The sequence below is a fragment of the Exiguobacterium sp. B2(2022) genome (genome assembly GCF_028823655.1).
In the GTDB taxonomy this organism is placed as follows: domain Bacteria; phylum Bacillota; class Bacilli; order Exiguobacteriales; family Exiguobacteriaceae; genus Exiguobacterium; species Exiguobacterium aestuarii_A.
On sequence record NZ_JAPEHX010000043.1, the window covers coordinates 1 to 14,563 of the forward strand.

The 14,563-nt window shown below is 48.0% G+C and carries 17 protein-coding genes and 1 pseudogene; 14 read left to right on the forward strand and 4 right to left on the reverse strand.

The annotated features are described in order from the left end of the window. The 5 genes from buk to ON063_RS09815 all read left to right on the forward strand — a co-directional run. Positions 1-864 (forward strand): butyrate kinase (buk, locus tag ON063_RS09795; RefSeq protein WP_274665011.1); only part of this gene is annotated, 864 nt, incomplete at its 5' end. Beyond that, on the forward strand, positions 848-2,257 hold the full coding sequence (gene lpdA, locus ON063_RS09800) for a dihydrolipoyl dehydrogenase (RefSeq protein WP_274665012.1): 1,410 nt from the start codon (positions 848-850) through the stop codon (positions 2,255-2,257). The genes buk and lpdA, both read left to right, overlap by 17 nt. Before the next feature lie 12 nt (positions 2,258-2,269). Next, positions 2,270-3,277 carry a thiamine pyrophosphate-dependent dehydrogenase E1 component subunit alpha gene (locus ON063_RS09805; RefSeq protein WP_371743086.1) on the forward strand — a complete coding sequence of 336 codons (1,008 nt, stop codon included), beginning with the start codon at positions 2,270-2,272 and terminating at the stop codon, positions 3,275-3,277. After that, entirely contained in the window at positions 3,277-4,254 is a 978-nt protein-coding gene (locus ON063_RS09810; RefSeq protein WP_274665013.1) for an alpha-ketoacid dehydrogenase subunit beta, read from the forward strand. The genes ON063_RS09805 and ON063_RS09810 overlap by 1 nt, the downstream gene beginning before the upstream one ends. 12 nt (positions 4,255-4,266) lie before the next feature. Further along, positions 4,267-5,583 carry a dihydrolipoamide acetyltransferase family protein gene (locus ON063_RS09815; RefSeq protein ID WP_274665014.1) on the forward strand — a complete coding sequence of 439 codons (1,317 nt, stop codon included), beginning with the start codon at positions 4,267-4,269 and terminating at the stop codon, positions 5,581-5,583. A 43-nt stretch (positions 5,584-5,626) separates the two neighbouring features. Here ON063_RS09815 and ON063_RS09820 read toward each other — a convergent pair whose 3' ends face one another. The 3 genes from ON063_RS09820 to ON063_RS09830 form a co-directional block, all read right to left on the reverse strand. Beyond that, positions 5,627-5,842: a hypothetical protein gene (locus ON063_RS09820; RefSeq protein WP_274665015.1), complete on the reverse strand. Its 216-nt coding sequence runs from the start codon at positions 5,840-5,842 to the stop codon at positions 5,627-5,629. Positions 5,843-5,858: 16 nt separating this feature from the next. Further along, positions 5,859-6,266 (reverse strand): hypothetical protein, encoded by a 408-nt coding sequence (locus ON063_RS09825; protein ID WP_274665016.1) that lies wholly within the window; start codon positions 6,264-6,266, stop codon positions 5,859-5,861. A gap of 83 nt (positions 6,267-6,349) precedes the next feature. Next, positions 6,350-7,123 (reverse strand): sporulation protein, encoded by a 774-nt coding sequence (locus ON063_RS09830; protein ID WP_274665017.1) that lies wholly within the window; start codon positions 7,121-7,123, stop codon positions 6,350-6,352. A gap of 99 nt (positions 7,124-7,222) precedes the next feature. Here ON063_RS09830 and ON063_RS09835 point away from each other — a divergent pair, with 99 nt between their 5' ends. The 8 genes from ON063_RS09835 (at position 7,223) to ON063_RS09870 (ending at position 12,919) form a co-directional block, all read left to right on the forward strand. Beyond that, positions 7,223-8,407, forward strand: coding sequence for a class I SAM-dependent methyltransferase (locus ON063_RS09835; RefSeq protein ID WP_274665018.1), 1,185 nt, complete (start codon positions 7,223-7,225; stop codon positions 8,405-8,407). Positions 8,408-8,442: 35 nt separating this feature from the next. Beyond that, on the forward strand, positions 8,443-8,871 hold the full coding sequence (locus tag ON063_RS09840; RefSeq protein ID WP_012726551.1) for a BrxA/BrxB family bacilliredoxin: 429 nt from the start codon (positions 8,443-8,445) through the stop codon (positions 8,869-8,871). Between the two features lie 31 nt (positions 8,872-8,902). Continuing rightward, entirely contained in the window at positions 8,903-9,223 is a 321-nt protein-coding gene (locus ON063_RS09845; RefSeq protein ID WP_274665019.1) for a DUF952 domain-containing protein, read from the forward strand. A gap of 182 nt (positions 9,224-9,405) precedes the next feature. Next, on the forward strand, positions 9,406-10,197 hold the full coding sequence (locus ON063_RS09850; RefSeq protein WP_031423361.1) for a transporter substrate-binding domain-containing protein: 792 nt from the start codon (positions 9,406-9,408) through the stop codon (positions 10,195-10,197). Positions 10,198-10,257: 60 nt separating this feature from the next. After that, positions 10,258-10,917, forward strand: a complete 660-nt coding sequence (locus ON063_RS09855) for an amino acid ABC transporter permease (protein WP_012726548.1) — start codon at positions 10,258-10,260, stop codon at positions 10,915-10,917. Then, positions 10,914-11,636, forward strand: coding sequence for an amino acid ABC transporter ATP-binding protein (locus ON063_RS09860; protein ID WP_074033278.1), 723 nt, complete (start codon positions 10,914-10,916; stop codon positions 11,634-11,636). Before ON063_RS09855 ends, ON063_RS09860 begins: the two co-directional genes overlap by 4 nt. Positions 11,637-11,666: 30 nt before the next feature. After that, entirely contained in the window at positions 11,667-12,341 is a 675-nt protein-coding gene (locus tag ON063_RS09865; protein WP_274665020.1) for a metal-dependent hydrolase, read from the forward strand. Positions 12,342-12,343: 2 nt separating this feature from the next. Next, the gene (locus ON063_RS09870) at positions 12,344-12,919 is read left to right on the forward strand and encodes an HD domain-containing protein (protein ID WP_274665021.1); all 576 of its coding nucleotides are present in this window, start codon (positions 12,344-12,346) and stop codon (positions 12,917-12,919) included. 43 nt (positions 12,920-12,962) lie between these two features. Here ON063_RS09870 and fadH read toward each other — a convergent pair. Beyond that, a pseudogene (fadH, locus tag ON063_RS09875) lies at positions 12,963-13,717 on the reverse strand (2,4-dienoyl-CoA reductase). A 262-nt stretch (positions 13,718-13,979) separates the two neighbouring features. Between fadH and ON063_RS09880 the strand changes: the two are divergent. Continuing rightward, positions 13,980-14,525 carry a hypothetical protein gene (locus tag ON063_RS09880; protein WP_274665022.1) on the forward strand — a complete coding sequence of 182 codons (546 nt, stop codon included), beginning with the start codon at positions 13,980-13,982 and terminating at the stop codon, positions 14,523-14,525. Positions 14,526-14,563 lie beyond the last annotated feature (38 nt).

Below are 14,563 nucleotides of genomic sequence, written 5' to 3' on the forward strand. Positions count from 1 at the left end.
TTGCTTGCACCGATGACATCAGGAACGTATACCGTCAATGATTTGATGCGAGAGGACTTGACGAGCGGAAGATTCGGTATGCATGCGTCTAACCTCGGTGGATTGATTGCATCCAAAATAGGCGAGAATGAAGGAATCCCGAGCTTCATCGTTGACCCTGTCGTTGTCGATGAGATGCATGAGTTGGCAAGAAAGACCGGAATGGCCGACATCGATCGCCGTAGTATCTTTCATGCCCTGAATCAAAAGGCCGTCGCCAAACGTTTTGCAACTGAAAATGGAAGCGATTACAATGAGTTGAATTTGATTGTCGCTCATTTAGGCGGAGGGATTACGGTCGGTGCGCATCAGCATGGACGCGTCATCGATGTGAACAACGGACTAGACGGTGATGGACCACTTGCTCCAGAACGGGCAGGCTCAATTCCTGTTGGACAGGTAGTAGAACTATGTTATAGTACCAGGTATAAAGAATCGGAAATGAAAAAGAAAATTGTCGGTCAAGGTGGGTTGTTCGCACACCTCGGTACATTCGATGCGATTGAGATTGAGCAACGGATGGAATCGGGAGATGATGAGGCGAGACTCCTTTATGAGACGATGGCTTATCGTGTCGCACAAGAAATTTCAAAACATGGTGCGACGCTCAGTGGTCGAGTGGATGCCATCTTATTGACAGGTGGAATCGCTTATTCTGACTGGCTGACTGACAAGATTAAAGAGCGTGTCGGATTCCTCGCGCCGGTATACGTTTATCCAGGTGAAGATGAATTGAAAGCCTTGGCAGAAGGTGCACTTCGCGTCATCGAGAAGGAAGAGACCGCAAGAGAATATGAGGGGGATACACATGGCACGAGAATTTGATGTTGTCGTCATTGGTGGAGGACCAGGAGGATATGTGGCTGCGATCAAGGCTGCACAGGCTGGTAAATCTGTCGCAATCGTCGAGGCGAGAAAATTAGGCGGCACCTGCTTACATAGAGGTTGCATCCCTACGAAAGCTCTTCTAAAAGCTGCTCATGTCTATCAAACGGCGAAACAGGGGGCAACGTACGGCGTAGAAACGGGAAGTGTGACGTTCAACATGGAACGGGCTCAAACGTATAAACGCGATCTTGTGGCTGGTCTTGAAAAAGGAATCGAGCACTTGATGAAACAAGGGAAAATTGAAGTGTTTCGCGGAAAAGCCTCGATCCTTGGACCAAGTATCTTCTCGCCACAACCTGGGACCGTATCCGTTGAAGATAAAAGCGGTGAGTCAGAACTCATCTTGCCAAACCAATTGATTATCGCAACAGGTTCGATTCCGCGTGAACTTCCTGGATTGCCGTTCGATCACGAACGTATCTTAAACTCGGACGACCTCCTCAATTTTGAGACACTACCTGAATCGATTGCGATTGTCGGTGGTGGTGTCATCGGAGTCGAATGGGCGTCCATGCTCGTCGATTTAGATGTGAACGTGACGTTGATCGAAGTAGGAGATCGATTACTTCCACTTGAGGACAAGGCGGTCTCTCGTGAGGTGGAACGTCTATTGAAGAAGCGTGGCGTCCGTGTGAAGAAGAGCGTGACGGTCGACGCCGAACGAACATTGATTCACGAAAATACAGTGGAGCTTGCTGTCGGGGAAGAGATGTTACAAGTAGACTGTGTCCTCGTCTCGGTTGGCCGAGTTGCCAACACGGAAGACTTAGGACTTCAAAACACTTCTATCGTCGTAGAAAATGGGATCATTCAAGTCGATAGTCAGTATCGGACGAAAGAACGTCATATCTTCGCAATCGGGGATTGCATCGGAAAATTACAACTCGCTCACGTCGCGTCTGCAGAAGGCGTGAAGGCGGTCGAAACGATTCTTGGACTTGAACCGACACCACTTGATTACGCGCTCATCCCACGTTGTGTATATAGCGTTCCTGAAGTCGCTTCGGTCGGCTTGACGGAAGAGGCGGCAAAAGATGCCGGACATGATGTGAAGACGGGGACATATCGATTCAACGGACTCGGGAAAGCGCGGATTGAAGGACAAGCCGACGGATTCGTCAAACTCGTTTCGGACAAAGAAACAGATGACCTTCTCGGTGTTCATATCGTCGGACCGAAAGCGACTGAACTCATCACGGAAGGTGGACTCGCGCTCGTCTTGAACGCGACGGCTTGGGAGATGGGACAACTTGTGCACCCACACCCTGCATTGAGCGAAGCCTTCCAGGAAGCGGCACTTGCCGTCGATGGATTACCGATTCACGCCTAAGGAGGAACAAGGATGGAACAGATGACTGTAAACTCATATGAAGAGCTTGGTTTAACCAAACAAGATTTATTGGCGATGTATGAAACGATGATACGCGCCCGTAAGATTGATGAACGGATGTGGAAGTTGAACCGCGCCGGGAAAATCCCGTTCGTCGTTTCATGTCAAGGACAAGAAGCTGCGCAGGTCGGTGCGGCGTTCGCGCTCGAGAAAGGAATCGACTACGTCTTGCCTTACTATCGTGATGTGGCGGTTGTCCTTCACTTCGGTCAAACATCAAGAGACTTGATGTTATCGGCATTTGCGAAAGCGGAAGATCCGAACTCGGGTGGTCGTCAGATGCCTGGTCACTTCGGCTCGAAAGAACATCGCATCGTGACGGGTTCATCTCCGGTTACGACGCAAGTCCCTCATGCGGTCGGGATTGCACTTGCGGCGAAGATGAAAAAAGAAGAACTCGTCACGTTCGTCTCGTTCGGAGAAGGCTCTTCAAACCAAGGTGACTTCCACGAAGGGGCAAACTTTGCTGGCGTCCATAAATTACCGGTCATCTTGTTCTGTGAGAACAACAAGTATGCGATTTCGGTACCACTTACGAAACAGTTGGCATGTGAGCGTGTATCAGACCGTGCAAAAGGTTACGGCATGCCAGGTGTGACAGTCGACGGGACAGACCCGATTGCTGTATATGCGGTCGTGAAGGAAGCGCGCGAACGTGCACTTCGCGGAGAAGGACCGACGCTCATCGAAGCAGAAGTCGAACGTCTCGTACCACACTCATCAGATGATGATGACAAAGCATACCGTTCAGCTGAAGAATTGGCTGGATTAAAAGAGCGGGATGGCATTCAATTGTTCCGTCAACGACTTGTGAACGACGGTATTGCAACGGCGGATACACTTGCCGAAATCGATGCACAAATCGATGCTGAAGTGAATGAAGCGACGACATATGCAGACAAAGCACCGTACGCATCACCTGAATCTGCATTGGATTACGTCTATGAGGAGGAAAAATGATGAAAACGTTTATCGAAGCGATCAATGAAGCGATTCATGAGGAAATGGAGCGCGACGAAAACGTCTTCGTCGTCGGGGAAGACGTCGGCGTACGTGGTGGTGTATTCCGTGCCACACAAGGCTTGATTGAGAAGTATGGTGAAGACCGTGTCATCGACGCACCGCTCGCTGAAAGTGCGATTGCCGGTGTAGGAGTCGGGGCTGCCATGTACGGCATGCGTCCGATTGCAGAAATGCAATTCGCAGACTTTATCATGCCAGCAGTGAACCAAATCGTATCGGAAGCGGCAAAAATTCGATACCGCTCAAACAACGACTGGACGTGTCCGATGGTCATCCGCGCTCCTTTCGGTGGTGGCATTCACGGGGCACTCTATCACTCGCAATCTGTCGAGGCGATGTTCAGTTCGACGCCAGGTCTTAAAGTTGTCATTCCATCAGACCCAGTCGATGCGAAGGGCTTGTTGAAAGCAGCAATCCGTTCGAACGACCCTGTCCTCTTCTTCGAACATAAGCGTGCCTATCGTCTTTTGAAAGCGGACTTGCCGACTGACGAATACACGGTTGAAATCGGTAAGGCTGCGGTCAAACGTGAAGGTGACGATATCACAATCATCACGTACGGTCTTTGTGTCCATATGGCACAAGAAGCTGCGAAAACACTCGAAGAGGAAGGAATCAGCACGCATATTCTTGATCTTCGTACCGTCTATCCGCTCGACCAGGATACAATCATCGAGTCGGTCAAGAAGACCGGTAAAGTGTTACTCGTGACAGAGGACAACAAAGAAGGAAGCATCATCGGAGAAGTAGCGGCGATTATCGCAGAGAAGGCGCTCTTTGAACTCGATGCGCCGATTGAACGCTTAGCGGGTCCTGATGTTCCGGCTATGCCATATGCACCACCGATGGAAAAATTCTTTATCGTATCCCCAGAAAAAATTGCCGAGCGGGCGCGTCAGCTCGCCGCGTTTTAAGGAGGCGGCTCCATGGAACAAACGATTACAATGCCCCAACTTGGTGAGAGTGTGACGGAAGGCACGATTACGACATATCTCGTCAAACCGGGCGACCGTGTGGAAGAATATGAACCACTCGCTGAAGTCATGACGGACAAAGTCACGGCGGAAATCCCGGCAACAAGTGCAGGAATCGTAAAAGAATTTCTCATTCCAGAAGGTGAGACGGTCAGTGTCGGGACACCTGTCCTGACTATGGAAGTCGAAAGTGCAGAAGAAGCTGTGACTGCGACGAAGTCTGAACCGGTCGCCGAAGCGGAACCAGCAGAACCGGCAGCAGCGAAGCAAGCTGTCGCGACGGCTCCGAAAAAACAGAGTGGGAACGGTCGATATTCTCCTGCCGTCATCCGACTCGCCAATGAGAACAACATCGATTTGAATGAATTGAGCGGAAGCGGTCTAGGCGGTCGGATCACACGGAAAGACATTCTTCGTTACTTATCAGAAGGACGTCCTGCATCAACTCCTGAGAAATCGACACAAGCACCTGTCCAAGAGACAATGGTACAAACAAAAATGGATGTTCCGACTGAGGCACCACGTCCTGCCGTCGAACCTTCACAACCAGCTGCCTCGACATCTACAGGTCGATACGAAACGATTCCGACAGCTGGTGTGCGTCAGGCGATTGCGAACAATATGGTTCGTTCGAAGCATGAGGCGCCACACGCATGGCTCATGATTGAAGTCGATGTGACGAACCTCGTCGAGGCACGTGCGAAGTTAAAAGATGACTTCATGAAGCGGGAAGGGGTCAAATTGACGTTCATGCCGTTCTTCATGAAAGCGGCCATCGAGGCGCTTAAGAAGTATCCGATGATGAACTCGGAGTGGGCAGGCGATCACATCAAAGTTCACCAAGACATTCACCTTTCTGTGGCCGTCGCAGCAAACGATGCCCTCTATGTACCAGTCATTCGCCAAGCGGATGAGAAGAATATCAAAGGACTCGCTGTGGCGCTTCAAGACGTGGCATCGCGTGCGCGTGAGAATCGCTTGAAAGCTGAAGAGATGCGTGGCGGGACGTTCACGATCAACAACACAGGGGCGTTTGGTTCAATTCAATCGGCACCAATCTTGAACTACCCACAAGCGGCCATTCTATCGGTCGAATCAATCGTGAAACGTCCGGTCTGGATGAACGGAATGTTCGCGGCACGGGATATGGTCAACCTTTGTATGTCGGTCGACCATCGTGTCCTCGACGGTCTCGTCGCAGGGCAATTCTTGCAAGCAATCAAGCAGTCGCTCGAATCGATCGACCCGGACACATATACAGTGTATTGATGTATAAAAATGGAGACGCTCCTAGTGGGGCGCCTCCATTTTTTCATGAGTTATAGCCAAGGAATACCGTGAAGACGAAGCTTGCGGCTGAGATCAGTAAGAGAAAGAACGACATGGACATGCCCATGATGACGAGTCCTTTGGAGAGTCGTTGTTTGGTTTTGTAGAGCGCATACGCAAACATGAAACTGAATATGCCGAGCGTCGTGAATAACGTGAGCGGGATTGCTCGATCGTAAAGAAGGTGAAGTAAATCCAATGTTGAATCGTCCTTTCTAATCTTGCACCTTCTCGAATTGTCGTTGATGGACGTGATCCATCGATTTGATGGTCACAACAAACACGAGAAGGAACATCCAGTATACGAAGGTATAGTCTAAGGCAAATTCGGGAACCCTATCATGTCTGACCGAAGAAATCCAGAGAAGAACGAGTGAGGCTGGAAAATGAAACAGAAAAATAAAATATGGAACGAACTTTATGAATGATCTGGCATTCGCAGACGGATGACGTATGACGAAGATTGCAATCATACCGATGAAAAATCCGATGCCACCAAGCGTGAAGAAAGCGAGCGAGTCAGACAAGTTAGTCTCTAAAATGGGCAAAGCAAGCATCGTAAGACCGATACTCCCGATTAAGATACACGCGAATAAAATGACGTCACCTCCAATTAATCCCATATAATAATTGTAACATATTGGATGGGTGAACTCGAGGTCTAAAACAACACGCCATTATTAGAAATGGCGTGTTGGTGAGCTCTTTATATCGATTGTTCAATCATCGATTCGATGTCGCGACGAACTTCAGCTGGTGACAAACGTGCGACATCATAGCGGACACGATGTGTCGACTCGTCCGTTCCTGTCAAATCAGCGAAAAGACTACTGAAATCGTGGACACTGCGGTCGACTTGTATGAGTAATTCAATCGAATCCTCTTCTTGTAAGATGACGACTTCGACTTCATCTAACTGACGCCCAAAACGTGAGCCGTTCGCTGAATATTCGAGTTCTTGTGCAATCGGGAGACGACCTGAACGATGGCGTGCCGGGAGCATCTCTGTGTCGGCTTTCTTCAGGCGGAAACCGAGTTCGTCCATCGCATCTAAAATGATTTGTTGTGAAGCGTTCGGTTGTACCGTAATCGCATCTTCATCTTTTGGATCGACGGCTTGGGCGATATCGAGCCCGGTCTCAATCCATGATTTCGATTGGCTGACAGAGAGTGGGGTATTAAACGGGACGTTGACCGTGAACGGGATCTCTTTCACTTCTCCAGGTCCAATCATAAATGGAGCCTCATTCAATAAAATCTTTTCGATTGTGAACGTCGAGTATGTCGACTTATCGTTGACCTCATGTTTATACAGCGTGTTGAAGAAAAGATAGATGCTGTCGACCGACTGTTCGACTGAACCTCCTTCTACATGGACTACTCCATTGAGTTCACCACCGGGTGTACAATGGCTTTCATTCAAACGTGTGTCGACTTTTGCGGCACCGATTCCGATTGATGATAAAATCTTTTTAAACATATGTGTATCCTCCTTTGACGTAACGTCGTCTTCGTGTAATAGTATGTACGGACAGGTGAAACAATATGTTTCAAAATTTCTAAAAAAGGATTGAATCCATTGGAATATAAAGCGTTACAAGAACGTCTCGAAGACGTGATCCAATCAAATCATCTCGTGTCGGCGACAATCAGTCAACCCCGTCAAAAATCAAGCGATCTCAGACGCGTCAAATTGAAACCGGTCATGCTTCGGAACGCATACCACATCCAGTTCGAATATCAGTACGAACGGGTGATGAACCATAAAAACTTACCACCGGATGAGGCTGTAGAAGAATTGTACGACCTTCTTGAAACGTTCAGACAGGGGCAATTTCAATTAAAAGAGTCTGACCTTCAATTTCAGTTATCCAAAAAATTTAAAGTGACCTTTAAAGAGAGACAGACAGCTCAAAAAGAAATTCAGTTGAGCCACAATCGGGAAAAACAATATGTGCTACCACTTGACGAACCAGTCCCATTCTTGATTCGACTCGGCATTCAGTCGAGTGATGGGAAAGTGAAGCGTCAAAAGTATGACAAGTTTAAACAAATCAACCGCTTCCTTGAGTTCATTGAGGACTCGCTTAAACACTTGCCGACAGACCGTACCGTCCGAATCTTGGATTTCGGTTCAGGGAAGTCGTATTTGACGTTCGCGCTCTATCACTTTTTACATGAGATGAAAGGATATGATGTTCATATCACAGGTCTCGATTTGAAAAAAGAAGTCATCGAAGAATGTGCATCGATTGCGAAAGACTTAGGATATGAGCGACTCGAGTTCTTAGTTGGAGACATCAATGAATATGAAGGGGAGACAGCTGTCGATATGGTCGTGACGCTTCATGCATGTGACGTGGCGACCGACATGGCATTGGCCCGTGCCGTCCGCTGGGGGGCGAAAGTCATCTTGAGTGTTCCTTGCTGTCAGAAGGAGTTAAATCGTCAACTTCAAGCACCGAATCTAGACGTGATGCTCCAGCACGGATTAATCAAAGAACGGTTCGCCTCGCTCGCGACAGATTCGATTCGGGCTGAACTTCTTGGACTTGTCGGTTATGAAGCTCAGTTACTGGAGTTCATCGACCTCGAGCATACGCCAAAGAACATCATGATTCGTGCCTATTTGACGAATCGTGTAGCGAGTGCTGAGACGAAGGCTCGTTACCTTGCTTTTAAACAAATGTTACAGGCAGATCCGTTCTTAGAACGTGAATTGAGCGATAGACTTGTCCTCGAGGTAGAACAAGACGTAAAATAAGGGAGTATAGACGAAATGTCGAAAGGGGAAACAACATGGATTTTCAATTATATTTTCAAGATGTAGTCGAACAAGCGCGTAACGAAGTGCGTGCTGCAGGATACACAGAGCTCACGACACCGGAAGAAGTAGACGGGGCACTGAAAAAAGAAGGGAAGACACTTGTACTCGTTAACTCGGTTTGTGGTTGTGCAGGCGGAATCGCTCGTCCGGCCGCGGCTTACGTAAACAAGATGGAAGGCGTCAAACCTGACCATTTCGTGACCGTGTTTGCAGGTCAAGACCGTGAAGCGACAGATCGTGCACGTGAGTATTTCGAAGGATATGCACCGTCTTCACCATCGATTGCCCTCCTCGAGGATGGAAACATCGTGACGATGGTAGAGCGTAGTGAAATCGAGTCGTCAACTGCTGAAGAACTTGTCGACCAATTACAAACATTGTTCGATATCTACTTCGCATAATCAAGCATCGGGGTAACCAGTCATCAAAATTATGACGGAGGCAGAGTATATGATTGCCCTGTCACGCGGTGAGATCAATGAGCCGTCGCTTCAATCGGAAGGGACGATTAAATGTTGTACGCCGCAACAGATCGGAAAGGTCGTCAAAGCGTCGTATCCGGGAGAAGCGGTCGTGCTCGTCTCCCTTTACGTCAATCGTCTTGGCCAACTGTTACATTATGAGTTAGATGAGGACGGGGAACGTTATCCGCACGTGTATAGTGCCATCCCGATGTCATCCGTCAAACAAGTCCAACCATATGGGTCTCGCGACAATGGAACGGTCACATATTTCGCTTTCGAGCGAATGTGACCTTCTTTTTTTGCATAAAATGCATGAATATACTTTACAAGTAATAATTATGTGTATATAGTGGTTGAAGACACAAGTCGGACAACTGATGTGTCCTAGAACAGTTGAGCTACGTTCACACATATGTCATAATTTTGTTAAAGTTCTGATAATTATCATTCAACTACGAAAGGGAGATGAAGATGAAAAAAGGTTTTCTAGCATTATGTTTAGCAGGACTGGCCGCGTTCTCAGTCGCATGTGGGGCTGACGTGAACGAAGGAGGATCGACATCGACCGATGGTGAGGATGACAAAGTCATCGTCATGGGTACGAGTGCCGATTACTTCCCGTATGAATTCGTCGACACAGCGAACGGTGACGAAATCGTCGGATTTGATATCGACATCGCCAAAAAAGTGGCGGAAAACATGGGATATGAATTGAAAATTGAAGATATGGACTTCGGAAGCTTGCTTGGAGCCCTCAACGCGGGTCGTGTCGACTTCGTCATGGCTGGTATGACACCGACAGAGGAGCGTAAAGAAAATGCCGATTTCTCGGATATCTATTTCACAGCGGTGAACTTGATTTTGTCAAAAGATGATTCACTTCAATCACTTGAAGATTTGAAAGGCAAAAAGATTGGTGTCCAACTCGGTTCGATTCAAGAAGGAATCGCAAAGGATCAAATCGCGGATGCTGAAATCGTCTCATTGAACAAGATTCCTGAAATCATCCAGGAAATTAAGACAGGGCGTATTGACGCGATGGTCATCGAAGATACGGTCGCGAAGAAATACCTAGAGCAAGACAGCGAATTGACAACTTTTGAAATCGTGGACGAAGAAGAAGCGGGCTCTGCTGCTGCCTTCCGTAAAGACGATGAACTCCGTGATCAATTCAACGAAGAGTTGAAGAAGATGATTGACAGTGGAGAAATCGAAGAGTTAGCACAAAAATGGTTTGAAGAAGAGGCTGCACCAGCCGAATAATGAATCGTACGAGGCTGACTGAAGATGAATCGGTCAGCCCTTTTTTAGGAGGAACTTACAATGGATTTTAGCCGGATTTATGATTCTATCCCTTACATACTTGAGGGGATCCCAGTCATGTTCCAGGTGGTCATCGTCTCGGCACTGATCGGGATCTCACTTGGTATTGTCGTTGCAACACTGAAAATCGTACCGAATCGTCTCATCAACTTTATCGGACATGCATACACGGCTGTATTCCGTGGGACGCCACTCATCTTGCAACTTGCCATCATTCACTTTGGGTTGCCGCAATTGACTGGCTATATCACGACACCGTATCAATCGGCAGTCATCGCCTTCTCATTAAACTCAGGGGCGTATATTTCAGAGATTATTCGTGCTGGTATTCAAGCGGTCGATAAAGGCCAATGGGAAGCATCTGATGCTTTAGGTGTCCCATACGTCAAACAATTACGTTCAATCATCTTGCCGCAGGCGTTCAAGAACATCTTGCCCGCCCTCGTCAACGAGATGATTACATTGACGAAAGAGTCGGCTCTCGTCTCGACGGTCGGTGTACTCGACATCATGCGCCGGGCACAGATTGTCGGTGGGCAGAAGGCGATCTACTTCGAACCGCTTCTATTCGCCGGTGTGATATACTTTACGATAGTGATGATCTTGACGTATCTTGGACAACGTCTAGAAAAACGGTTAAGAAAGAGTGATGGAAGATGATCGAAGTTAAAGACCTACACAAACAATTTGGTGACTTAGAAGTATTGAAGGGAATCACGACGACGATTGAACGTGGTGAAGTGGTCGCCGTCATCGGACCGTCTGGGTCTGGTAAATCGACATTTCTGCGTTGCTTGAACATGCTAGAAATCCCGACGAGCGGGACGGTCAGTGTGGATGGATTCGAACTCACGAAAAAAGGGGCGAACGTCGCGAAGGCTCGCCAAAATATCGGGATGGTGTTCCAACAGTTCAACCTCTTCCCTCATATGAGTGTATTGGACAATTTGACGTATGCACCGGTCAATGTCTTGAAAGTCAGTAAAGCTGAAGCGCTCGAACGTGCGAAAAAATTGCTCGAACGTGTCGGTCTCTCTGAGAAAATCGACGCCTACCCGAGCCAATTATCGGGTGGACAAAAACAACGTGTCGCAATCGCGCGTGCTTTGGCGATGGAACCGAACGTCATGTTATTTGATGAGCCGACATCGGCACTTGACCCTGAGATGGTCAACGAAGTACTCGATGTCATGAAGGGGTTAGCTGAGACAGGGATGACGATGGTCGTCGTCACACACGAAATGGGCTTTGCTCGTGAAGTGGCAGACCGTGTCCTCTTCCTTGACGAGGGAATTCTGATGGAAGAAGGAAAACCGGCCGACCTATTGTTGAACCCGCAGACAGACCGCGCGAAACGTTTCTTAGAAAAAGTGTTGTAATCTGAACTTACGAAGGAAGGATGAATGCACATGAAAATCACTTATTATGGACACGCGACAGTAGGATTTGAGATCGATGGCGTTAACGTGTTGATTGATCCATTTTTGACGAGTAACCCTCATACGGAAGTAGACCCTTCCACGTTACGCCCAGACTATTTGTTGCTCACCCATGCTCACTTTGATCATATCGAAGATGTCGAATTGATCGCGAAAGAGACGGGTGCGACGATTGTGGCGACGCATGAGCTCGCGACTTACTATGAGAAAAAAGGATTTTCTGTACACGGAATGAACATCGGTGGCGGGCACGCTTTCCCGTTCGGACGTGTCACGATGACACAAGCTTTCCATAGTTCGAGTTTCGATATGGGCGACACACCAATCTATATGGGAATGCCAGCTGGATTCATCATCGAGACGAATGAACTGACGCTCTATCATGCTGGGGATACGAGCCTGTTCTCGGACATGAAAATGTACGGAGAACGTTTCGAAATCGATGTCGCCTTCCTTCCAATCGGAGACAACTTTACGATGGGACCTCAAGATGCATTAGACGCGGCGCAGTGGCTCCAAGCCAAACGGGTCGTCCCGATCCACTTTGATACGTTCCCGCCGATCAAGCAGGACGCTCAGGCATTCTGTGACCAGTTACATCGTCGTGGTCTTTTGATTGAACCGAACACGACGATCGAGATTTAAGCGTGGATGTGATACAAGCGACGAAAGCGTTCGTCGAACAGATTCATGCAGCGGACCATACAGGGCATGACACCGCTCATATTGAGCGAGTCGTCCGACTGGTGGAGCGTTTGATGGAGGATGAGCCTGTCGACGAGACAGTGCTCATCCTTGCTGCGTATCTACACGATGTGGAAGACCATAAGCTCGGTCGACCGAGAGGTCTCGTCAAACAACATTTGATTTCTCTCGACGTCACTGAAGAGCAAGCAAACTTGGTGCTGACTTTAATCGATGAAGTATCTTTCTCAAAAGGGATTCAGCCTACGACACGCGAGAGTGAAATTTTGCAGGACGCCGATCGTCTTGATGCCATCGGGGCCATTGGGATTGCGCGAACATTCCAATACGCTGGTTCTCGCGGAACACCGCTCGATTTGTCAGATCAGAGTGCCATTCAACATTTTCAAGATAAACTGTTGAATCTGGCGTCTAGGATGCATACCGCTAAAGCGAAACAATTGGCGATGTCACGGCATGCTTTTATGGAGCGCTTTTTGGTGCAGTTTCACGAGGAGTGGGATGGAGAAGACATATAAAAGGACGACCGAGACATCTAACTCGGCCGTCCTTTTGATTAGATTAGAATGGATGTTTGTTTAGCCAGTGGCCGCCGTCAAGAGAGATACAATCTCCGTTCAAGTAGCGCATCTCGTCAGAGGCAATCCAATAGGCCAAGTCAGCGATTTCTTCCGGTGTTCCAAAGCGTCCGAGCGGGACGTTGCGGCGAATCCGCTCCACTTCTTTCACATGGGACACGAGTTTTTCCGCACCGCCTGTCCGTTCAATCGGTCCTGGGCTGATTGCATTGACACGGGCACCGAACTGATAGCCCCATTCGACTGCGAGCGTTCTCAGACGCCCGCTTTCGCCGCCGCACTCGGTGCGACACCAGGCCCTGCCTGCCATGCATACGAGGCGACCATGTTAATGATTGACCCGCCTCGCAATTCTTCTGCTTCCCAATGTTTCCCGAGAACATGGGTACAGTTAAATGTGCCGTTCAAGACGATATCAATGACGCTTGCCCAACCGTTCGGAGACAAATCGAGTGTCGGACAGACGAAATTACCTGCCGCGTTGTTGACGAGTGCGTGAACCGGGCCGTAAGCGGATACGATGTCAGCGAGTGCTTGAGCGCATCCTTCATAATCACGAACATCATGCTGCACACTCATCGCTTGACCTGCTTCAATAGTGTTCAGTTCGTTCATCGCTTCTAGCAATCGTTCCTCGTTTCGACCACTGATGGCGACATTCCATCCTTCTTGTTTAAATTTTAATGCCATGGCTTTCCCCATACCAGACGATCCCCCGGTAATCCAAATCGTTTTCATATTGATTCCCCCTTGAAAAATGAATGGTCGTTCATTCTATGTATTCGTCTTCTGATTTAAAATTCCTTCAATCAGATGTCATTTGGTGTTGAATCATTTCTTCGACAAGAAGCGTATATAGAATATGGTACGATTGAAGTGCATAAGATGATGTCAATCCGGTAGAGGGGAATGCTAAGCCATGAAGCGACTGTTAGGAATAACACTTTTCAGTATATTTGTTTTGATAGCGCTCATTTTTTCGAATATGAGAGATGATAATTTGTCCGAACCGATTGAAAAGGTGACGAATTCTCAAGTCGAAACAAAGACCGTTCCTGAGATGACTGTGGGTGAACTAAAAGGTATCTTAACTGAATTCCAACGCGATGTGGCTCCACAAATCAAGAACGATTTCGAACGGAAGTTGGCAGAACGATTGTACGTGGAGATGAAACTTTTTGATGAAAGCATTGATATAAACAAGCTCATAACGCGCGCTTCAGAGCAAGCTGATTTTGAACGTGCTTGGTTGACTCATGCGAAAGACGAGTATGGGGTCGTCGTAACAGATGAAGAAGTCGATGGTTGGATTGAACAAGGACCTGATGCGGAGGTAGTCGAGTCACAAAGACGGTATGCCGAGGCAAAAGAAATGAGTGTATATGAGCTGAATCATAATTATGATCGCGATCAATATGTGAAATGGGTTGTTTGGGAAAAACTAATCCCACTCATCACGGAACGATACGAAGAGTCAAGTGAGCAAGTGCTCGACAACAATCGACTCATCGAGCTTTACGAAAAAGAAGTGAAGGATACTCTATGAATCAATGATACATCAATCAGCCCGACTCATTTGAGCCG

What these genes read in the sequence shown, in the direction of transcription:
- ON063_RS09855 (WP_012726548.1), top strand. Translation starts at nt 10,258, where the DNA reads ATGGATTTTAGCCGGATTTATGATTCTATCCCTTACATACTTGAGGGG.
- ON063_RS09865 (WP_274665020.1), top strand. Translation starts at nt 11,667, where the DNA reads ATGAAAATCACTTATTATGGACACGCGACAGTAGGATTTGAGATCGAT.
- ON063_RS09840 (WP_012726551.1), top strand. Translation starts at nt 8,443, where the DNA reads ATGGATTTTCAATTATATTTTCAAGATGTAGTCGAACAAGCGCGTAAC.
- ON063_RS09845 (WP_274665019.1), top strand. Translation starts at nt 8,903, where the DNA reads ATGACGGAGGCAGAGTATATGATTGCCCTGTCACGCGGTGAGATCAAT.
- ON063_RS09805 (WP_371743086.1), top strand. Translation starts at nt 2,270, where the DNA reads ATGGAACAGATGACTGTAAACTCATATGAAGAGCTTGGTTTAACCAAA.
- ON063_RS09850 (WP_031423361.1), top strand. Translation starts at nt 9,406, where the DNA reads ATGAAAAAAGGTTTTCTAGCATTATGTTTAGCAGGACTGGCCGCGTTC.
- ON063_RS09830 (WP_274665017.1), bottom strand. Translation starts at nt 7,123, where the DNA reads ATGTTTAAAAAGATTTTATCATCAATCGGAATCGGTGCCGCAAAAGTC.
- ON063_RS09810 (WP_274665013.1), top strand. Translation starts at nt 3,277, where the DNA reads ATGAAAACGTTTATCGAAGCGATCAATGAAGCGATTCATGAGGAAATG.
- ON063_RS09815 (WP_274665014.1), top strand. Translation starts at nt 4,267, where the DNA reads ATGGAACAAACGATTACAATGCCCCAACTTGGTGAGAGTGTGACGGAA.
- ON063_RS09825 (WP_274665016.1), bottom strand. Translation starts at nt 6,266, where the DNA reads ATGGGATTAATTGGAGGTGACGTCATTTTATTCGCGTGTATCTTAATC.
- ON063_RS09860 (WP_074033278.1), top strand. Translation starts at nt 10,914, where the DNA reads ATGATCGAAGTTAAAGACCTACACAAACAATTTGGTGACTTAGAAGTA.
- lpdA (WP_274665012.1), top strand. Translation starts at nt 848, where the DNA reads ATGGCACGAGAATTTGATGTTGTCGTCATTGGTGGAGGACCAGGAGGA.